Origin of the sequence: Hydrogenovibrio crunogenus (genome assembly GCF_004786015.1) — a bacterium.
GTDB lineage: Bacteria > Pseudomonadota > Gammaproteobacteria > Thiomicrospirales > Thiomicrospiraceae > Hydrogenovibrio > Hydrogenovibrio crunogenus.
Window position 1 is genome coordinate 2,039,798 of sequence record NZ_CP032096.1, and the last position, 20,933, is coordinate 2,060,730.

Consider the following 20,933-nt stretch of genomic DNA (forward strand, 5'->3'; position numbering starts at 1 on the left):
GCTTGAAGCCTGTGCAAACAAGCACTTTTAATTGATCTCTAATCAACCCACTGACATTTATATAGATACTGTAAAATAACGCCCATGACAGATGAAATTGGTATAGTCACCCCTGAAAAACTCCATGTTTCGACCCCTCTTGAGATGGTCAGTGGTTCCACTTTGCCGGAATATGACCTGGCTTATGAAACCTATGGCTCCTTAAATGCTGATAAAAGCAACGCCATTTTAATTTGCCATGCGTTAAGTGGAAACCATCATGTGGCGGGTCAATACGAAGGAGACTCAACAAGAGGTTGGTGGGATGGTTACATCGGACCAGGCAAACCCATCGATACCAATCGTTTTTTTGTGGTCTGCTCCAATAATTTGGGCGGTTGCCATGGCTCAACAGGGCCGGCCAGCATCAACCCCTTGACAGGAAAGGTGTATGGCCCCGACTTTCCGATTGTGACTTGTAAGGACTGGGTTCATAGTCAGAATACGCTTCGTCAACATTTAGAGATTGAGGCTTGGGCGGCCGTCATTGGCGGCTCAATGGGAGGCATGCAGGTTTTACAATGGGCCATCGACTTTCCCGATCAAATTCGCCATGCCATCGTGATTGCATCCGCCCCTAAATTATCGGCACAAAATATTGCATTCAATGAAGTCGCACGTCGTGCCATTATGACCGACCCCGACTTTCATGACGGTCGTTTCATCGAAGCTGGCACCACGCCAAAAAGAGGACTGGCCTTAGCCCGAATGCTAGGGCATCTGACCTACTTATCTGATGATATGATGGGGTCAAAGTTTGGTCGCGAACTGCGTGAAGGCAAGCTCAATTATAACTTTGATGTGGAATTTCAAGTTGAAAGCTATCTTCGTTATCAAGGGGAAAAGTTTGCGACCAAACAAAACTTTGATGCGAACACCTATTTATTGATGACCAAGGCACTGGATTATTTTGATCCTGCTGCGGACTTTGACGACGACCTGTCCAAAGCACTTTCAGCAGCAACGGCAAAATTCCTAATCATCTCTTTTACTACTGACTGGCGTTTCTCCCCAGAGCGATCACATGAAATCGTTAAAGCGCTACTCGATAATGATGCCGACATCAGTTACGCAGAAGTGAACTCTCAACACGGACATGATGCTTTTTTATTACCGAATGACCATTATGAGGGGGTTTTTCGGGCTTATATGAACCGGATTCATGTCGAACTGAATCCCCCTCTTTTACAGGAAGGAGAATAGAAGATGACCTCACAACCCCTTTCTCCTGAATTCAAATTAATCGCCGAATGGATTCACAGCAAGAGCCGAGTACTTGATTTGGGCTGTGGTGATGGCCAATTACTTGATTATCTCATCCAGCACCGCAACATTACCGGCTATGGCATGGAAATCGACCCTCAAAAAAACATCAAGGCGGTTCAACGAGGCATTAATGTCATTCAGAGCAACCTGAACAGCCATGACATCTGCGATTATTTTGATGAAGATTCTTTTGATTTCGTCATCATGACTCAAGCGCTTCAAGTCGTGAGTCGACCTGATTTATTATTGGATGAAATGTTGGCCGTTGGCAAACAAAGCATTATCACTTTTCCTAATTTCGGACACTGGCGAAACCGTGCTCAATTGTTTTTTGGGGGTCACATGCCTCAAAACAAAAGCCTACCCAACCCTTGGTACAATACGCCAAATATCCACTTATGCACCTTCAATGACTTCGAAGATTTATGTGAAGAAAAAAACATTGAAGTCGTCGCAAGAACGGTTGTCAACAGCCGACACGAGCCGACTTTTGCCATGCGGTTTGCTCCAAACTGGCTTGGAGAAATCGCACTTTATCGCGTACAAAGAAAGTCTTGATATAGCCATAACCAACATTTGACAATACAATCCTTTTTGCTTAACATGTAATTGCAATCAATAATAATTATTATTTATTTTATGAATTATACTTCTAAAAAACCAACAATTAGCTTAGCGGAATGCTTGCAAGGCCAAACCTGTCAAATCATCTCTTTGACGGGAGATTTGGAATGCAAACTGCATTTAGTGAATCTTGGTTTTCATACTGAGAGCCATATAAAGCTTGCGATGATCTGCAACGACAGCTTGATCATCTCTGTCGATGGTAGCCGCTTTGCGGTTGATAGAAGTGTTGCACAACATATTCAAGTTCAATTACTTTCATGAAACTGTCCCAGATTAAGAAAAAAATCCCGCATCAAGTTGCTCTGATTGGAAGCCCCAATTCAGGGAAAACGACGCTGTTTAATCGTTTAACCGGTTCCAACCAAACAACTGGAAATTGGCCGGGGGTGACGGTTGAAAAAAAAGTAGGCGATTTTCAAGCTGGATTACAAAACTATCACATCACCGACCTGCCAGGGGTTTACAGCTTAGAAAACTCAACCCGTTCTGGGTTGGATGAGAAAGTAGCACGCGACTTTCTACAAAACCACCCGGTAGACCTGTTAATTAATGTGGTCGATGCGACGTGTCTGGAACGTCAGCTTTTCCTGACGGCACAATTACTCCATATGGGACTTCCCGTGGTGGTGGTTCTGAATCAGATGGACAAACTCGAAAACCATCATTTAGAGCTGGATGAAAACATTTTGTCTGAAAAATTAGGTTGTCCAGTCATCCCGATTTCGGCTTACTACAACCAAGGGATCGATGAGTTTAAAGAAACACTGTCTGGCCTGCTGGACAATCACACCCCGCTCCACTTTGACTTGCCAGATGAACTGCATGATTCGGTACATGCGATTAGAGACAAACTCCCGGATCAAAACCGCAACGAATCTTGCTGGAAATCCTTACATTATTTAATCAAACCAGAAAATGCGCCGGTGACATTGCAAGCGTTTGCAAAGCAGGAAAAAGAGCGCCTGGAAGACTATTACGAAGAAGATTTGGCGTTAATTGCTGCTGATTTATACTTTCAGTTCGCACATGATGCGGCACACGCCAGCCAGACACATACTGATAAATTTACCCGTGACACCACGGAAATGATCGATCATTGGACGCTCCACCCTATTTGGGGCATTCCGATTTTCTTAGGGGTCATGTACTTATTATTCGCTTTATCGATTACGCTTGGAAACCTGTTTATCGACTTTTTCGATCTCAGCGCACAGGCTTTGTTTGTCGATGCCCCAACGGAACTGATGGCGGAAGTGAATGCACCGGAATGGTTAATTGCCTTACTGGCCAATGGCATCGGAGGAGGTTTGCAGGTTGTCGCCACCTTTATCCCTGTCATTGGAGCGCTATTCCTGTTGCTTTCTGTGATTGAAGAAACCGGTTACATGCAACGTGCAGCGTTCATCATGGATCGTGCAATGAGAAAACTCGGACTTTCCGGCCAGGCCTTCATTCCCTTGGTCGTGGGGTTTGGATGTAACATTCCTGCCGTGTTAGCCAGCCGAACCTTACCGGATGAGCGCGTTCGAATCATGACAATCATGATGACCCCTTTTATGTCTTGTAGTGCACGCTTAACAGTGTATGTACTCTTCGCAACTGCTTTTTTTACTGACCATGCAACTTTATTGGTGTTCTCCTTATATTTAATCGGAATTATCGCCGCGGTTATTACCGCATTGCTTTTAAAGCACACTCTGCTTCATGGTCAAGCTGCCCCTTTGTTGATGGAACTGCCTAGCTACCACAAACCTTCCCTCATGAATGTGGGCATCAATACCTACAACAAAATGAAAGGCTTTATCTTTGGTGCAGGGAAAGTCATTGTCATTATTGTCTTACTCATCAATTTCTTTAACAGCCTGGGAACCGATGGTAGCTTTGGCAATGAAAACCAAAGCAATTCAGTCCTAAGTAGCATCGCCAAAACTGCAACGCCCATTGTTGAACCACTTGGTGTAGATGAAGAAAACTGGCCAGCAACCGTGGGCCTCATTACGGGTATCCTGGCCAAAGAAGTAGTGGTAGGTGCACTTGATGCCCTTTACCAATCACTTGATAAACCTTCGACCGAAGCGCCGGCGCCTCAATTTACCATCGGAGAAAAACTGACACAGGCGGTTCAAACCATTCCTGATAACTTTGGCAAATTTTTCAATGATTTCTCAGATCCTTTAGGCCTGAAATCGCTTTCAAGCGTAGAAGACAGTAATAAAGCTTCTTCTGAACTGGATATTTCATCCTCAACTTTAACGAAAATGGTTCAGCATTTTAACGGTGAAGTCGGAGCCTATGCATACTTGCTACTGGTATTGCTATACTTCCCTTGTGTGGCAACATTTGCAGCCATTCGAAAAGAACTGGGCTGGCGTTGGGCTCTTTCAAGTGGGGGCTGGAGTTTATTCTTAGGTTACAGCACCGCTGTGAGTTTCTATCAGCTCATGACGTATCAACAACACCCAACCAGCAGTCTATTGTGGGTTAGCTTTTTTGCACTTTGCTACCTATTACTCTTTTTAGGACTGAAGCAAATCGGAAAAGCCACATTACCCGCCAGAAAAAGCTAATATTGGGTCAAAAAGGAGTTGATTATGATTTTATTAGAGCTCAAGCGCTATATAAAAAAACATCGATCCGTCTCGGCCCAAAATATCCAAAACCACTTTGACATATCAGAAGAAACGCTTGAAGGATTGATTCGCCCCCTTGTAGAGCAGGGGCACATCAAAGAGGTACACCCCTCTAGTGGTAACAGTTGCAGCACGGGAACCTGCCAAACAGGTTGTACTGTCGGGGCACAAAAAGAGTATTTTTGGACCGACAAACAACATAAATCGATACACATTCCGCTTGAGATTCATTAGAATCATACTTAATCGTAAAACAACGTACTATATACTTCATTGGCATTGACTTTGCATAACAATATAGCAGCGTTCTAATCCAAATTACTTTTAAAGAGCACAATTAATGAATAGATGGTTTCACAAAGGTAACTCGCGTCGATTCTTTCGAATAGACATGCCGATTCGTTTGTTCATTGCTCCCTCTTCTCCCATTAAAGATCGTGAAATATTTGCCACCGGCATTGATTATTTTCCACCGACCACCAAGCGGCTTATTGAAAGACAAAAAAACGAAACCTATTTCTGGATTAATCGCATTCAAGATCAAAAAGAAATTGTATCGGCACTCTTTCAGGAAACCATTGAAGCCGTTGAATTTTTTGGTCAGTGTGCTGAGTCGGTTTCAAAAGGAATCAATCCGAAAGTCGACCCGAAATATTGGATGCAAATCAACCAACGTTTAAAAGGATTTCAAACCATTGAAACCCTTAAATCTTCATCTCCTAAAACATACGGTTACTTTAAGCTGATTGAAGAAAAATACTTGCTATTTTTACAATCTATTGCCGACAGTATTTCACTTTCAACCCCAACAGAGTTTAAAGCCAATGCTAACTTACCTTATGGCTTCAAAATCGATGAAACGTTGGAACTCTTCAAAAGTGATAAATTTGCCAAAATACCGCTGATTCAGGCCATTCTGTCATTAAGCACCTTCATGGATACGTACATTGAAGCCTACCGACAAATCAACGATGACAACATCATGCGACAATACCCACAAGAATGGAAACTACAGCAAGCGAATGTCAGCGCATCTGGTATCGCCTTGCTGATGAACAAACGCTTTAAGAATTTTGAAAAAGTCGATGTTTACTTTTATTTCCCAACGCAGAATGCCACACTGTCCTTTAGTGGTAGTATTGTCGATGTCAGAAGTATTGACGATCAATACAAAGAAAGGGTTGCGGTAAACTTTGAGTTTCCAGATGGAAAAACACAAGACTTTCTTCAAAATGAAATTCAGCGTTACGAACTTGAGGAATGTATGAGCTTAACGCTCTGAAGCCAGATTATGCCAGGAAGAAATCACTCTGTAGAAGCCGGCTTTTTAGATGCCTTGCCGAATTCACTAAGACCTGCTGCTGCAGACTTACTACATTATTACCGATTATCACAGCTCATTATCATGCGTAAAGAAGGTGTGGATGACGACCTAAAAAAGCGCTTTGATTTAAAAACCATGCATTGGTTACAGGTATTAGATGCCGTAATCCTAACCAAAGTCAGTTATTTTGACGTGACAACGCAAATGACACCTAAACACATCAATAAGCTATTAGAAATCACCGCTTTCGCATTGCACGAACCGGATGCCACTTTAAGTGAACTCATCAAACGGGTTGAAAAGGATTATGTGTTTTTTGCCGACTGGTTAAAGCAAGTGCATGAAGTGCGCATGGAATTTGTCAAACACGCCAAGTCTAAAGGGTTAATTTAACAAGTCGTCAGGAACCATTTTCATCGCATCTTGTAACTCACAATGTTGCTCAAAAAGCGTTATTTTTTGCGCATGTTCATTACTCAGAAATTCAAATTCAACGGCAACTCGGTATGAAAATTCTGCACTTTTCAGTTTTTTATTTAAAACAATTTTGCCTCGGCAAACCAAGATGTGATCATCCAGCTGCATAAAAACATTCATATGTGCAAAGTTTTCAAACTTCTGATTGGTCAAAAAACTGAATCCACCCGCGCTTAAATTAATCTTTTGAACAGCCCAGGTTTCCGGGTCAGAAATAGAATGATATGCCTCTTTTAAACGCCCTAAAATGGTTTCATATAAATTCAACCGCTCAATCAAAAGAATCAATGCTTTTGCCGGCGCAATCCCTTTGTCACTTAACTCTTTCAAGTTTTTGACATAGTCTCGTTCGTTAAAGTTCGGCTTGATTTTTCTGGGAAATAAAAAGATTTTTCCATCAATACTGTTCTCTACCGATTCAATCAATTCATGAATATGATCAGTCAGTTGTAAGAAAAACCCTTCTATCAATGGGCCGACTTTCGACTCGTTGCGAACATCGGGTAGTTTATGTTTATGGTCTTCTCTTAAACGGAACTTATAATCCGATCTCAAACGCGGATCGACCTGATCAATCAAATCATCCAATAACCAAGCCATATAATTAATTCGATGATTCAGCATATAAAAGATATGTAAAGCGTCCGATTCGGCTGAAAAAGCTTCTGCCAACAGTTCTTTGATCGTTAGGTTTAAATGTTCGAGATGCGCTTCTTCCTGCTCTGAAATTAATTTTTTTCGATTTACTTTCAGAACATATCCCTTATCGTCGACGGTTTCAAAATACAAAGGAACCTCAACATCATATCGAAAAAAACGTCTTACATTTGCCATCTAACTTTCCTTAATCCGCTTTTCAAATGCGTCTGTCATCTGCTGTTTCTCCCAGGCCTGGCTATTTATTGAATATTCAAACATTGTCGAACAAAAGCCGCCATGTCTTTTATTTCATCCAAACACACTTGATGCTGCATCGGGTAAGTGTGCCACTGAGGTTGAAATCCTAATTCCGTCAATGCTTGACGAGATTGCTCGGCAACAAAAAATGGACAAACCGGGTCGTCCATCCCATGAGCCATAAAAACAGGGCAGCTTTTAGGTTGCATGTATTTTCCCTTGCGAGCTTCAGGATCAGGAAAGTATGTCGACAACGCCATCATCCCGGCTAATGGTTTTTCAAACGTTAAACCGGCATTCAAAATAACCACTCCTCCTTGAGAAAACCCTGCTAAGACTATTTTATCACTCTCAATGCCTGAAAAAATCTGAGATTCAATCAAATCGTGCACTACTGTGACACTCTGATCAATTCCTTCCCAATCCACATCGTGAATAAGATTTAAAGATCGAATGTCATACCATGCTGTCATTTCGCTCCCTAGGTTAACCGTGACTGGCATTTTCCTGGCTGTAGGAAAAACAAAACGAACAGAATGATTCTCAGGTAACCCAAGCTCTGGAACAATATTTTCAAAGTCATGGCCGTCTGCGCCAAGCCCATGCAACCAAATCACGCAAGCCTCGGCTTGAGCATTTGGCTCTAGAATAATCGGGGGCTGAACAGCATCCATAAAACACTTCCTTATTTGATAATTGTGGTTGATGGCTATTTTAACGAAAAACCAAGCGTTATTTGCACTGCAAGGCCTTTAAAGTTTTTAATTTAACCAAGGGATAAGATAAAATAATCGCTTTACTGTTTTGGATAGTTCAATGCCTTATTTATCTGTTGCGACACAAAAAAAATATTCTGCTGTTATCGTAGCTTTCTCGATCGCATTAATGACGTCTTCATTAACAGGATGCGGCAAAAAAGGACCTTTGTATTTACCGGAAACCCCTCCTGAAGAAGCCAAGGTCACTCCAGAACCAAAACAACCGCCTCAAGAACAAGAAACAGAACAGGAACAACCATGAGTCAGAGCCCAATTTTCCATTACCAAAACAACACGCTTCATGCCGAAGGCTGCCCCTTAGACACTCTGGCTCAAAAATACGGCACGCCATTATACGTGTATTCCCGCCAAGCATTTGAAGAACGCTGGCGTGAATTTGATGAAGCGTTTGGCCGCCAACCGCATTTAGTGTGTTATGCAGTCAAGACCAATTCCAACATTGCAATCTTAAACCTCTTGGCCCGTTTAGGCTCTGGGTTTGATATCGTCTCTCAAGGAGAGCTTGAACGTGTTTTGCGCGCGGGTGGAGATCCTTCTAAAGTGGTTTTTTCAGGAGTCGCAAAAAAATCTTCTGAAATCGAACGAGCCCTAACAGTCGGTATTCGTTGTTTTAATATAGAATCTCACGCCGAGTTAGATCGTATTCAAGCAGTTGCCAAAAAACTGAATAAAATCGCTCCAATTTCCATACGCGTCAACCCTGATGTAGATGCCAAAACCCATCCTTACATTTCGACTGGATTGAAAGATAACAAGTTCGGAGTCGACATCAATACTGCCCCAGCTTTATATGCTGATGCCCAAGCGCTCTCGCATATCGACATCATCGGGATTGATTGTCACATCGGTTCTCAACTTACGGAAATCACCCCTTTCGTCGATGCGCTTGATCGAGTTTTAGAGCTTAAAAAGACCTTAACGGATCAAGGTATCAACATCCACCACTTGGATTTGGGAGGCGGTCTAGGCATTCAATACACAGATGAAACGCCGCCGGAAATCGCTGATTACATTCAGGCATTATTGAAAAAGCTGAATGATGCTTCAATTGAAGTCATTATCGAACCGGGACGCGCCATTGCCGGTAATGCAGGGGTGTTAGTGACTGAGGTTGAATACCTTAAACCAACGGAACACAAAAACTTTGCCATCATTGATGCCGCAATGAATGATTTAATTCGCCCCGCACTTTATCAGTCACATCAAACCATTCAACCGGTCACCCCTAGAACAGACGGTGAGGATGTTGAATGGGATTTAGTCGGTCCGGTTTGCGAAACGGGAGATTTTTTAGGGAAGCAACGTAAGCTGAACTTAAAAGCAGGCGATTATCTGGCAGTCATGTCCTCAGGCGCTTATGGCTTTACCATGAGTTCAAACTACAATACACGAACGCGCGCCGCTGAGATCCTGGTTGACCATAAACAAGCTTATGAAATTCGCCCACGGGAAACTTATAATGACTTAATGGGAACTGAAAAACTCATCCCTTAATAGATAAACATTAAGCTTATAAAAGAGCCCCGATTATCGGGGCTTTTTTTATAGCGTAACAACTCAGAATGACTCTTTTCCTACGAGCCATAAATGCCAGAAGCTAAGCTGTTGAGAGCTTGGTAGTTGATTCTCTGGCTGGCGAATACGGCGTATTTTAGGCATTTCATCGTCATCCAGACCGGCTGCTTCTTCGCGCAAAACAGCCACGGCAACCCCCTCTATTTCTGCGGCCCATAAGGAAACCTTTCCGGCCTGAAAGTCGGCCCAATCCGTTAACCAGTAATGCGACTGCAAACGACTTAATGCCATCCAAGAGGCATATTCGGTGAGCTGAACAGGTTTCTTATTTAATGTCAGTATGCCGCTGTCCCCTAACTCAAAAGACCACCAGGCCTGGTAGATTTTTTCGACATCCACCAGATACCGGCATTGACCAATTTTATTGACCTCTTCTGTAGGAAGTTGTAAAAAGGCTGCTAATCGAAAGGTATCCTCTAACTGCGCAATCATACTTTGACATTGCATTGGACGACACGGCAACTGCGCCAAGCTGACATGTAAGCGAGAGCCAATCAATTGCGGAAAACGCGCCGCCAAAGACAATGCCATTGAATTGACTCTAGGCAAGGTCTGCAAAGCTGATAACCGCGCTTCATCTAAAATACACGTCTCAACAAATTCAGAAATTTCAGAAGTAACGTAACGCAGTCGAAGTTTGCGCAAGAATTGCACCGTTTCCTTTTTACCTGGCCAGCCCAACTGCTCAACCACTTGCGTGCGCTTATCCTGTAACAGAGCAACAATGTCGGCTTCCGTTAATTTAGAAGCAACCAAACGCCAAGCCAACATAGGAGAATGATCCAACAGCTCCAGCAGTTGTGGATAACGCCCAACATAATGAAGCAAATGCAACTGATGGGTTGGAAACAACGCACAACTTTCCAGTACCCATGCAGGAATCTGTTTTTTCCAAAAACTGAGCTGGGAATATGACGACCACTCTAGAACAGACAGGTTTTTAGGATAATCAGGAATCGGTTCCGACCCCATCATCATCGCATCCCAACCGGGAATCGAAAACACCCCATATTTCGGCATCCAACGACGGCAATCGACCCATAAGGTCTGCGCTTCGTCATCCCAAAAACAGTGTTTCGCAAGTTGCCTTTCTTGTGTGGACAATACGGGTTTCATGAAACGACCTTACCAGCTTTTAGACACTTTAAAGAAAAAGGTTTTAATATATTCCGTTTCCGGAATCGCCGGATGAATAGGGTGATCGGGACCTTGATGCCCTTGCTCGAACATTTGAATGTTGCGATCAATATGGCGAGACGCTAGTTGAATCTGTTGTAACAAAGCATCTCGGCTCATATGATGTGAGCAGGAAGCCGACACCAAAATGCCGTCAGTATTTAGCAGACGCATCGCCAACTCATTGATACGACGATAGCCATCAGCTCCGGCTTTAAAATCTTTTTTACGCTTAACAAATGCCGGTGGATCCACAATCACCACATCATATTTATGCGCTTCAGTTGCCAGCGCTTTTAAGACATCAAATGCATTTCCTTCAATCGTGATGACTTTTTCTGCCACACCGTTGAGTTCGGCATTACGGTCCACACCATCCAAAGCAAAAGTAGAGGCATCAACACACGTCACTTCTTTCGCTCCCGCCACGGCAGCCTCAATCCCCCAGCCGCCCAAATAACTGAACACATCCAAAACGGTTTTATCTTTAACAAAGTCCTGCAAACGTCCTCTCGCTATACGATGGTCATAGAACCAACCGGTTTTTTGTCCATCCTCTGTCGGGATGGCAAACTTAGCACCATTTTCTTCAATTACAATCTCGTCCGGTAATGGCCCGATGGCGACTTCAGTATAGAGTGAAAGCCCCTCCAACTCTCGACTAGGGCTATCATTTCTCAATACCAACGCTTGAGGGTGATATAAATTCTCAATGGTCTGCACCAATTCCTCTTTTAAAGCTTCCATGCCAGCTGTAGTAATTTGTGCGACAAAAACATCGCCGAAACGGTCAATCACCAACCCTGGCAAACCATCTGACTCACCAAACACCAAACGATAAAAGGGCGCATCAAAATTCGCTTCACGCAATGCTTGTGCTGCTTGAATCCGCTTCTTTAAAAATGCTTGGTTAAACTGCACTTTCGGGTTGCGACTCAATAAACGACCACAAATCAGAGTATTCGGATTAACATAAGCCACCCCTATGGCCTTACCATTAGCTGCTTCAACCGTGACAACCTGACCGGCTTCAAAATTTTTCAAAGGCGAGACCTGATTGTCAATTTCATTACTGAAAATCCACAAATGACCCTGCTTTAAGCGCTTATCTTCGTTTTTCTTTAATCTTATCGCTGACATAGTCATGCTTTCTCCTGAAACAAAAAGGGCATGTGGATGAAAAAGATGGTTTGCATCTCCTCATCTCGCACGCCCTCATTGTTAATACATATTGACGTATATCTAAACGACGATACGCCTTTACTCCCTTAGCAAACAATACTTGAGCTAAGTGAACTTAATTACTGGTCAATCAACCCTTGATAATCCGAGTCGGACAGCAAACCATCCATTTCCGATAGATCATGTGGTGCCAACTTAAACAACCACCCGCCATCATAAGGTTCATCATTGACGCGTTCGGGTTCATCTTCTAATTCGGTATTGACGGCAACCACTTCCCCGCTCAATGGAGAAAAAATATCGGATGCCGCTTTGACAGACTCTAACGACATGATTTCTTCGCCTTGTGCAATGTCCGCACCGATTTCCGGTAAATGCACATCCATCAAGTCACCTAAAGATTCTTGTGCAAAATCGGTGATACCCACCACCGCATGCCCTTCTTCATCCAGATAAACCCATTCATGCGAATCTGCATATTTTAAATGACTTGGTAACACACTCACCGTGATTCTCCCACTAAATAAAGGGTGATAAAGTTGCCAGCATTGGCCTCAAAGCTGGCGCTGTAAAATAAAAAGAATGATACCAAAAATTGGCTGAAAAAACTTTTTTCATCCCCAAAAGCATCCGGAAAAATAGAATGGCAATCAAAAAAACAGCCAGGCCTGGCTGTTTGGACAAGACGGGAATTAACGAATTTACGTTCGCTCTTCTACCTGGGTTTCAATACGGTTTCGGCCATTTTCTTTCGCTTTGTATAAGGCTTCATCGGCACGTTTATAGAAACTCTGAACGTTATCCCAGGAGTGTAGCTCAACCAACCCCATACTAATGGTCAGTTTTTCAGGCACCTCTTTACTGGAAATTTCTTCCACAGAAGTCCGGATACGCTCGGAAATAATTAATGCATTTTCAAGGTTGGTTTCAGGCATCATAATGACAAATTCTTCCCCCCCAACACGACAGAACACATCTGTACTCCGTAACAATGGGCTGATGCTCTTCGCCAAACTTAGCAATACGACATCCCCCACATCATGACCATAGGTATCATTAATCTTTTTAAAGTGATCAATATCTATAAACGCCATTGAAAACGGTGATTGATAACGCTGATGACGTTTGATTTCTTGCTCAAGAGTGCGATTAAAGTAGTGCCTGTTATAAATGCCCGTCAATTCATCATGGATAATCAAATGCTCTAACTGGGATTTATAACGTTCTTCTTCTGTAATATCCGTCATCAATACACTGACATATTGATCCCCATAAGTATTGGATATTTCCGTTGCTTTCACCAAGAAAATATATTCTTTGCCATTCACTTGGACCTTTGCATAATGCGATTCGTTTTTATTTTGAATGACATGATTAAACCAGTAGACGCCGTTCATGTGACGCTTCAAGAACCCTTCTTCTGGCATAAAAAGCTCACAGATACAGTGGTGCTTTTCATGAAATTCGTCCAGTGTTTCGAATTCATTAAAAAACTCAAAAAAACGTTTATTGGCAAATAAAATTCGACGTTGATTGGAGACATATACAATTTCGGTTGAAGTGTTGAACACATCGAAAAAGAAACGTTTTTCAAACTCGGCTTGACGCTTAAAATACATCATCGCCAACAGCATCAACAATAAAGCAAAAATAAACACCGTAATGACAATGAACTGACGCTGGGTTTTCTGCACATTAACGAAAGCAAAATCCTCTAGCGACTTCAATGTGACCCAAGTCGCCATCGGCTGGCCATGAATATCGTAAATCGGACGCGTCACCATCAATTGATCTTCAAACAAGACATAGTTGGAGCTGGAAAAAACTTTGTCTACGCCAAATTTTTTAATCAATGCCATATCACGGGTGTCGGCATCGCTGTTAGCGACATAATAATCGTCAATAAATTTACCTGTAAAGGCATTGGTCAGCTGCTTACGATACCGCTTGCTTACCAATACCACAGAGTGAACACCATTGGTTTCCGCCAAAGCATGGTCAATGGAATTCACTTGTGAAATAACATCCACCATCCCAATAAATTGGTTGTTATCATCAAACAAAGGCACCATCGACTTAAACGTCAAAGCAAACTTGCCGACACTAAAGTTATTCATTCGGCGCGGATCTTGGATCAGCGCTGCGACATCTTGTCGCACTTTACTTAAATCATCACCGTGTTTTTTTGTCCAACTTCGTGCAATACTGATGCCGTTAGCATCAATCAGCTGAATCCAGACACCTTTATATTTCGTTAATGTTTTGAGTCGTTGACTGTAATTTTCCAGTTCTTTTTGAATCGATTTATCATTCTCTAACAAAGCTTTTTTAAAGTTTGGAGGTGAGGTCATTGCAACGGCTAAAGCATGCGTGGTGCTTTGCTTCTCCTGAATCATGACATCGACTTTTTCGGTTAAATTGGCTTTGTAAAATTGAAACTCCTGATTGCGCGCAGTCTCAATTTGCCATTGATATAAAAAATAAATAATTGGAAGTGCAATTAAAATAAAAACCGCGCTTAAGGAAAAAAGTCGTTGGTTAAAAAATTGTGCAAAGTGTGGCATAGAGGGTTTATTTATTTTTATCATTATAAGTAGTCAATAATTTTCTTATTTTTTAAAGCAGATGTCCAATAAAACACCCCTTATTAAAAATAAGGGAATTTAATACACCTCTATTCGTTTCATATTCTCAACATTCGTTGAAAGACGACTGAGTATTCAGACAAAAAATATTTTATAATAGCCGCGCAAAGAGCACTCTTCTTCTATTGCGCCCGTAGCTCAGCTGGATAGAGCGTTGCCCTCCGGAGGCAAAGGTCTGGGGTTCGAATCCCTTCGGGCGCACCATTTATCTTCTGAATCTTCAAGCATTTATCTCACACAAACTTTACGTTTGCCATAAAGCATTCGCTTAAGTAACCATCTAATTAAGAAATAATTTTTCAAGAATTGAATAAAAAGAGTGGGAAGAGATTCTCGCCCCTAAATGCTCTTAGCATTCAGGGACTTATTTGTTAAATAAAACACGCTCAAAGCAGGAACAGTTCTTTATTTAAAAAATGAGCAAAAAAACGAAAACAACTGAAAAAAGATATAAAAAAACCCTTCAGTGAAAAATCAATAAAGGGCTTATAGAGTGATTTTTACTGAGCAGTAACGTTTTCTGCTTGTGGCCCTTTTTGACCTTGAGTTACTTCCATAGTAACTGACTGGCCTTCCATCAATGATTTGCGACCGGCACCGTTAATAGCTGAAAAGTGAACGAATACATCCTTTCCACCTTCTTGTTCGATGAATCCGAAACCTTTTTCATCGTTGAACCATTTAACTGTACCTGTAACTAACTCTGACATGCTTTTTCCTTTATAACAAATAATATAAAACTAAAGCTAAGACCTTAAAATTACTAGAAAATTAAGGCATAAATAAGCTTCAGCAATTCCATTATAAAGAAATTACAACAAAATACTCATTAATTTTTCGTATTTTATAATAAAAATCAATCAAATAGCGCTCAGCCCTTAGCCAGAGGACAGTCAATAGCGTCTTTTATCCTTCAACGGTAAGCTGTAACCTTGGATCGAAGCGCTAAATCTGCAGGATAAGGGTTCAAAAAAACTTGAGTTGAAAGATAATCTGACCCGTAATGTTTCAAAAACTGTTGCAATACTTTAATCACGGCAATCAAAGGCACAATGCCTTCTCGAAACTCTTCTAGGGTTTCACGATAATGCTCTTTCTCATCTTCCAGCAATTGCTTTTTGAAATACCCATAAATATGGTCCAGCACATTAATCACCATGCCGCGTGTTGAGCGACATGCCAAAAGCGCATGGAGATTTTCTTCATATCGCGCCAATTGAACGCTTAAATTATCTGGTGCGGCCTGCGCAACAATCGGCCCCATTTCACGATAAATAGGTTCCGATTTCGACAAAAACAGATACTTATGATCTCGGTGAAAAACCTGAAAATCATGCACTGTTGGATTTGAAGCTAAAAACTCTCGCCAACGTGCTGCCGTAAACACGCGCATCACAAAGTTCTCTCTCAACCAAGCGTCCTGCAACCGTCCTTCTTCTTCAACGGCTAACTGGGGGGCTTGCTGTTGCAATTCAGCCGTAAACAAACCTTGCCCCATTTTATCTTGCGACCCATACCATTCTCCGGTTGGGCGGTAAATTTTAATACGCTCCATCCCGCAAGTAGGGGAACGTGACTTCACAATAGCGCCATCCACCCCTTGTTCCAGCAACTTCGGAATCATTTTGTGGTTATAGTTTTGAATGCCTTCGGTGACATCATTTTCAGACTTGGTGCCTCTTACCCGAATGTTGCCGTCAATATTGACAAGACGAATGGTTTCTCGCGGCGTTCCCAAGACAGGCGCTTCCGGACAAAAAGGGAGAAACTGTGCATAAGGTGCCAAATCATGATTGATAAAATCGTCCTGCGCATGACCCCCATTGTAACGACACTCTGTGCCCCTCAAGCAGTCGGAAACCGCAATTTTAAGCTTAGGAAAGTTCGTTCGATCAAGGTTTGATGTGAGCATATTCATTCTCCTCACCATAAAACATTCAATAGACTTAATGAATAAGTTTTGTATAATTATTGCACAATAATACCGAATTTTTCTAATTATTCTGTTTTAATACAAACTAGGATACATCAGAGCAGTTTACCTGACACACAAATCGGTCTAAAATGGCCAAAAATTATTTTGGGATACCATAATGGAATATAAAAATTACACCGCCTATCAACATGGTTCTGAACCCGCTGTTGGTGTCCTCATTACCAACCTAGGCACACCTGATGCACCGACAAAAGAAGCATTGAGACCTTACCTAAAAGAATTTTTAATGGATCCTCGCGTAGTGGAACCACCACCAGCTCGATGGCTGTGGAAAATGATTTTGAATTTAATTATCCTCAACACACGTCCCGCCAAGTCTGCGGAAGCTTACCAAGAAGTTTGGGGAAAGTATGGTGATGGATCGCCGTTATTAGACATCAGCAATCGTCAGCTAGCGGATATTGAAGAAAAGGTACGTGCCCATTTTTCAGGCCGAGTCGAATTCGCATTGGGCATGCGTTATGGCAACCCGTCCATTGCCGATGCTTTAAAATCCTTACAAGACCGTAATGTGCAGCGCTTAATTGTCGTGCCGCTTTATCCACAATATGCCGGTGCCACCACTGCATCCACATTTGATGCCGTCTCAGCCGAACTACAGCAATGGCGTTGGATTCCAGAGCTACGCTTTGTGCGTAACTACCACAAACACCCTGGCTACATAAAAGCCTTGGCTAATAGCATTCGCGAACATCAGGCGGAGCATGGCAAACCGGATTTACTGGTTATGTCTTATCACGGTATCCCACAACGTTATTTTGACAATGGCGACCCTTACCCATGTGAATGCCGCGCCACCTCTCGCTTGGTCGCGGAAGAACTCGGCCTGAGCTCAGATGAATACATGGTGACCTTCCAATCCTTATTCGGTAAGGAAGAATGGGTCAAGCCCTATACCGATGCAACCTTAAAAGGCTTGCCCGATAAAGGGGTCAAACACTTGCAGGTCATTTGTCCCGGTTTTTCAGCCGACTGTTTGGAAACCATTGAAGAAATTGATCAGGAAAACCGTGAATACTTTGAAGAAGCCGGAGGGGAAAAGTTCAGTTATATCCCTGCCTTGAATGATCGCGACGACCATACCACGGCGCTGACGCAAATCATTCTGCAACAAACGCGCGGTTGGCCAGAAAGAGATGGATTTGATGCCGAAGCAGACAAAGAAGAACGCGCTTTACAAGCCAAGTTGGCCGACCAATTAGAGAAAAAACTCTCTGACGAATTTGGTCAATAACGCTAAAACGTTTCGTGCTGTAATTGTCCGAGTGATACGGTAGAACCGGTGGCATTCGGGCTGTTCATTAAAAACTGCACCGCTTGCCAAATCGAATCCATGCCCGGTTCAACCGGAATGGCGCTTTCCGCCAAGCGAGCTTGCTTATACGCGTCCGAATCGCCTTCATTAAAAATCACCAGACCGGGCGCAATCGTGTTCACCTTAATATTCGGTGCAAACGCTTTGGCAAACGACAAGGTTAACGATTCCAACCCGGCTTTGGAAGCCAAATAGCCCGCATAGTCGGGATGCCCTTTAGCCACTTTGGCGTCCGATAACGCAATAATATCCGTCACCGCTGTTTGGCTTTTTCGTAATAATGGCTCACAAGCTTGGTTGATTTGATACGGTGCGGTGACATGCACCGCCATCAAATCCGCCAGCATGTCAGCCGTTTTAATTTTCGAGTCAGGTAGCCATAACGACGCGTTATGAATCACAGCTCTTAGGCTGGAAACCTCTTGTGGTAAGGCCTGCAAGAACTGTGTCAATTGTTCCTGCTGAGTGAAATCCACTTGAAACCCCAGCGCACCTTGCGCTTTTAACGCGTCAACCGCGGGGCGCTCTGTTCGATAAGTAAAAACAACGGGTTGATGTTGGGCTAAAAACTGTTGCGCAAGATATTCGCCAATGCGTTGCCCTGCTCCGGTGATTAAAATCGCATCCGAGATCACATGGTTTCCTTTCTTAAAGCGGTTCTGAAAACAACCAGACCTGGTCGTTTTTTATTCATCGCTTTCTATTCTAAACGGTTTGCACCGGTTTCGCTTTCAAAACCAACAAGGCCGCCAAAATCACAAACAGACTCGATACCCACAATGTCGCTTCCAGTCCCGCGATTTGATATAACCAACCCGACAAAATCGTGCCGATTAAACGACCCGCGGCGTTGGCCATATAGTAAAACCCGACATCTTTAGACGTACCATCCGCATCGGCATAAGACACAATCAAATAAGAATGCACCGAAGAATTAAGAGCAAACACCACCCCAAACACCAGCAACCCGAAAGCCACCACCAGAGTCGGTGAAAAAGACAGCAACAATCCAATAGTCATTGGCACCAACGCCAGCATCAACGCCAGCTTCATCGCGGTTTGCTGTGTCGGATTCGCCTGCTCTTTTCCTCGCCCCGTCAATTTAGGCGCAAACGCCTGAACAATACCGTAACCGATGATCCAACTGGCCATAAACGCGCCGACCGCGGTATGAGACCAGCCTAAAACCGCCTGCAAATAGACCGGTAAAGCCACCACAAACCAGACATCACGCGCGCCAAACAAAAAGAAGCGCGCGCCGGATAACCAATTGATGGCCGACGACTTGGAAAAAACGTCCTGAAATTTCGGTTTGTTTTTCGCCTTCCCAAGCGAGCCATCCAACCACAGTAATGAGAAGATCAGCGGAATAACAATCAAAACTGTCAAGACATACAACGCATTCGCAAAACCGACTGCCCCTAACAAGGCGGCCCCGACAAAAAAGCCCACTCCTTTCAAGGCATTTTTAGAACCCGTCAATAACGCCACCCAGCGATACAACTGTCCGGTCGCTTCCGAGGCCAGGCTTTTCACCGAACTTTTGGCCGACATTTTATTCAAATCTTTCGCGATGCCCGACAAGGCTTGCGCGGTCATCACGTAGGCCACCGTCAACCATTCCGGGGAAACCGTCAACATCATCAAGGCAATGATCTGTAACCCCAGCCCCAAATTCATGGTGACGTTCAAACCTAATCGCGCCCCCAGCCAGCCACCGAACAGATTGGTAACAATGCCAAAAAATTCATAGAACACGAACAGCAAAGCAATCTCAAGCGGACTGTAGCCCAACTGATGAAAATACAGCAACACCAGCATTCGAATCGCGCCATCAGTGACGGTAAAGGCCCAGTAATTTGCCGTCACCAAGCCATATTGCTGTAAAGGGGATAATGTCATGCCGAATTTATTCCGCGTTTGCGTGACGATTTAACAACGCCACTTTTACTGCCAACTCCATCATACGGGTCACATAGCCGATCTCATTGTCATACCAAGCCAGTAATTTCACTTGCGTGCCATTCACCACCATCGTCGAAGGCGCATCAATCACCGAAGAGCAAGTCTCGCCTTCATAGTCGACCGACACCAAAGGACGCTCTTCATAGCCTAGAATGCCTTCCAGCTCATTTTCAGAGGCTTGTTTTAAAAACTGATTCACTTCTTCCACCGATGTCGGACGTTTCATTTCCAGTACCAAGTCCGTCAAAGACGCATTCATAAAGGGGACGCGCACCGCCAATCCATTCAAACGTCCATTCAGTTCTGGAAAAATAGTGCCAATCGCCTTGGCTGAACCCGTCGTCGTCGGAATCAGCGACTCGAATGACGCACGTGCACGACGTAAATCCGAATGACCGTGATCCACCACTTTCTGGGTATTGGTACGATCATGCATGGTGGTAATCATGCCGTGTTGAATACCGATTTTTTCATGCATGATCTTGATTACTGGTGCAATACAATTGGTCGTACACGAAGCCGCCGTGATAATCGGATCTTGGCCGGCGTCAAACACGTTATCGTTAATGCCCATCACGATGTTCTTGATGTCTTCTTTCATCGGTGCCGCCACAATCACTTGCTTGACACCTTGATCCAGATAAGCTTGCAGACTCTCACGCGTTCGGAATTTTCCGGTCGCTTCAATCACGACATCCACATCCATCGCGCCCCAATTCGTGTCGGCAATCGCTTCATTGGATGAATAAGAAATGACCTGATCTTCAATTTGAATCGTATTGCCTTCCGCTTCCGCTTCATGCCACCAACGCCCATGTGCCGAATCAAAATGTAACAGATGCGCCGAACCTGCCGCATCGGTTGCGATTTCATTAATATGCACAAACTCGACATCCGGCCAATCATACGCTTCTCTTAACGCCAAGCGCCCCATTCGCCCAAAACCATTGATGGCAACCTTAATCATGCTAGTCTCTCTTTTTTATATTCAGTATTTTTAAATTCATATTTTATGGCTCGCTAGCCATCCATATATTGCA

At 43.3% G+C, this 20,933-nt stretch carries 21 protein-coding genes and 1 tRNA gene; 11 read left to right on the top strand and 11 right to left on the bottom strand.

Going from position 1 to position 20,933, the window contains the following annotated elements:
- Positions 1 to 84: 84 nt before the first annotated feature.
- The 7 genes from metX to GHNINEIG_RS09750 all read left to right on the top strand — a co-directional run bounded on the left by metX (position 85) and on the right by GHNINEIG_RS09750 (position 6,279).
- A complete protein-coding gene (metX, locus tag GHNINEIG_RS09720) occupies positions 85 to 1,242 on the top strand; it encodes a homoserine O-succinyltransferase MetX (protein ID WP_135796471.1) in 1,158 nt (385 codons plus the stop codon).
- Between the two features lie 3 nt (positions 1,243 to 1,245).
- Positions 1,246 to 1,863: a methionine biosynthesis protein MetW gene (gene metW, locus GHNINEIG_RS09725; protein ID WP_135796472.1), complete on the top strand. Its 618-nt coding sequence runs from the start codon at positions 1,246 to 1,248 to the stop codon at positions 1,861 to 1,863.
- A gap of 81 nt (positions 1,864 to 1,944) precedes the next feature.
- Positions 1,945 to 2,193: a FeoA family protein gene (locus GHNINEIG_RS11830; protein ID WP_135796473.1), complete on the top strand. Its 249-nt coding sequence runs from the start codon at positions 1,945 to 1,947 to the stop codon at positions 2,191 to 2,193.
- Positions 2,190 to 4,499 carry a Fe(2+) transporter permease subunit FeoB gene (gene feoB, locus GHNINEIG_RS09735; RefSeq protein WP_135796474.1) on the top strand — a complete coding sequence of 770 codons (2,310 nt, stop codon included), beginning with the start codon at positions 2,190 to 2,192 and terminating at the stop codon, positions 4,497 to 4,499. The genes GHNINEIG_RS11830 and feoB overlap by 4 nt, the downstream gene beginning before the upstream one ends.
- A 24-nt stretch (positions 4,500 to 4,523) precedes the next feature.
- Positions 4,524 to 4,796, top strand: a complete 273-nt coding sequence (locus tag GHNINEIG_RS09740) for a FeoC-like transcriptional regulator (protein ID WP_135796475.1) — start codon at positions 4,524 to 4,526, stop codon at positions 4,794 to 4,796.
- Between the two features lie 106 nt (positions 4,797 to 4,902).
- Positions 4,903 to 5,844 (top strand): PilZ domain-containing protein, encoded by a 942-nt coding sequence (locus GHNINEIG_RS09745; RefSeq protein WP_135796476.1) that lies wholly within the window; start codon positions 4,903 to 4,905, stop codon positions 5,842 to 5,844.
- A gap of 9 nt (positions 5,845 to 5,853) precedes the next feature.
- Complete coding sequence (locus GHNINEIG_RS09750; protein WP_135796477.1) at positions 5,854 to 6,279, top strand: hypothetical protein; 426 nt, start codon at positions 5,854 to 5,856, stop codon at positions 6,277 to 6,279.
- Here the strand turns inward: GHNINEIG_RS09750 and GHNINEIG_RS09755 are convergent.
- Together GHNINEIG_RS09755 and GHNINEIG_RS09760 are read right to left on the bottom strand one after the other, a co-directional pair.
- Entirely contained in the window at positions 6,271 to 7,197 is a 927-nt protein-coding gene (locus GHNINEIG_RS09755; protein ID WP_135796478.1) for a PilZ domain-containing protein, read from the bottom strand. The two genes, GHNINEIG_RS09750 and GHNINEIG_RS09755, sit on opposite strands and share 9 nt — an antisense overlap.
- Before the next feature lie 65 nt (positions 7,198 to 7,262).
- Complete coding sequence (locus GHNINEIG_RS09760) at positions 7,263 to 7,934, bottom strand: alpha/beta hydrolase (RefSeq protein WP_135796479.1); 672 nt, start codon at positions 7,932 to 7,934, stop codon at positions 7,263 to 7,265.
- 142 nt (positions 7,935 to 8,076) lie between these two features.
- Here GHNINEIG_RS09760 and lptM point away from each other — a divergent pair, with 142 nt between their 5' ends.
- Both lptM and lysA read left to right on the top strand, forming a co-directional pair.
- Positions 8,077 to 8,280, top strand: coding sequence for an LPS translocon maturation chaperone LptM (gene lptM / locus GHNINEIG_RS09765; RefSeq protein WP_135796480.1), 204 nt, complete (start codon positions 8,077 to 8,079; stop codon positions 8,278 to 8,280).
- Positions 8,277 to 9,533, top strand: coding sequence for a diaminopimelate decarboxylase (gene lysA / locus GHNINEIG_RS09770; RefSeq protein ID WP_135796481.1), 1,257 nt, complete (start codon positions 8,277 to 8,279; stop codon positions 9,531 to 9,533). Before lptM ends, lysA begins: the two co-directional genes overlap by 4 nt.
- A gap of 63 nt (positions 9,534 to 9,596) precedes the next feature.
- On the opposite strand, the gene GHNINEIG_RS09775 is transcribed toward lysA, so the two are convergent.
- From GHNINEIG_RS09775 to GHNINEIG_RS09790, 4 genes are all read right to left on the bottom strand, one after another.
- Positions 9,597 to 10,730 carry a hypothetical protein gene (locus tag GHNINEIG_RS09775; RefSeq protein ID WP_135796482.1) on the bottom strand — a complete coding sequence of 378 codons (1,134 nt, stop codon included), beginning with the start codon at positions 10,728 to 10,730 and terminating at the stop codon, positions 9,597 to 9,599.
- A gap of 9 nt (positions 10,731 to 10,739) precedes the next feature.
- Entirely contained in the window at positions 10,740 to 11,930 is a 1,191-nt protein-coding gene (locus tag GHNINEIG_RS09780; protein ID WP_449549716.1) for a class I SAM-dependent rRNA methyltransferase, read from the bottom strand.
- 161 nt (positions 11,931 to 12,091) lie between these two features.
- A complete protein-coding gene (gene gcvH, locus GHNINEIG_RS09785; RefSeq protein ID WP_135796484.1) occupies positions 12,092 to 12,478 on the bottom strand; it encodes a glycine cleavage system protein GcvH in 387 nt (128 codons plus the stop codon).
- A gap of 195 nt (positions 12,479 to 12,673) precedes the next feature.
- Complete coding sequence (locus tag GHNINEIG_RS09790; protein WP_189636878.1) at positions 12,674 to 14,536, bottom strand: sensor domain-containing diguanylate cyclase; 1,863 nt, start codon at positions 14,534 to 14,536, stop codon at positions 12,674 to 12,676.
- A 208-nt stretch (positions 14,537 to 14,744) separates the two neighbouring features.
- Between GHNINEIG_RS09790 and GHNINEIG_RS09795 the strand changes: the two genes are divergently transcribed.
- Positions 14,745 to 14,821 (top strand) — tRNA-Arg (locus GHNINEIG_RS09795).
- 296 nt (positions 14,822 to 15,117) lie between these two features.
- Here the strand turns inward: GHNINEIG_RS09795 and GHNINEIG_RS09800 are convergent.
- On the bottom strand, positions 15,118 to 15,327 hold the full coding sequence (locus GHNINEIG_RS09800; RefSeq protein ID WP_011371279.1) for a cold-shock protein: 210 nt from the start codon (positions 15,325 to 15,327) through the stop codon (positions 15,118 to 15,120).
- 203 nt (positions 15,328 to 15,530) lie between these two features.
- Positions 15,531 to 16,529 (bottom strand): YbgA family protein, encoded by a 999-nt coding sequence (locus GHNINEIG_RS09805; protein WP_135796486.1) that lies wholly within the window; start codon positions 16,527 to 16,529, stop codon positions 15,531 to 15,533.
- A gap of 181 nt (positions 16,530 to 16,710) precedes the next feature.
- Between GHNINEIG_RS09805 and hemH the strand changes: the two genes are divergently transcribed.
- Entirely contained in the window at positions 16,711 to 17,847 is a 1,137-nt protein-coding gene (gene hemH, locus GHNINEIG_RS09810; RefSeq protein WP_135796487.1) for a ferrochelatase, read from the top strand.
- Between the two features lie 2 nt (positions 17,848 to 17,849).
- Here the strand turns inward: hemH and folM are convergent, their stop codons facing one another.
- From folM to GHNINEIG_RS09825, 3 genes are all read right to left on the bottom strand, one after another.
- Positions 17,850 to 18,563, bottom strand: a complete 714-nt coding sequence (gene folM / locus GHNINEIG_RS09815; protein WP_135796488.1) for a dihydromonapterin reductase — start codon at positions 18,561 to 18,563, stop codon at positions 17,850 to 17,852.
- A 70-nt stretch (positions 18,564 to 18,633) separates the two neighbouring features.
- On the bottom strand, positions 18,634 to 19,830 hold the full coding sequence (gene arsJ, locus GHNINEIG_RS09820) for an organoarsenical effux MFS transporter ArsJ (protein ID WP_135796489.1): 1,197 nt from the start codon (positions 19,828 to 19,830) through the stop codon (positions 18,634 to 18,636).
- Between the two features lie 7 nt (positions 19,831 to 19,837).
- Positions 19,838 to 20,860, bottom strand: a complete 1,023-nt coding sequence (locus GHNINEIG_RS09825; RefSeq protein ID WP_135796490.1) for an ArsJ-associated glyceraldehyde-3-phosphate dehydrogenase — start codon at positions 20,858 to 20,860, stop codon at positions 19,838 to 19,840.
- Positions 20,861 to 20,933 lie beyond the last annotated feature (73 nt).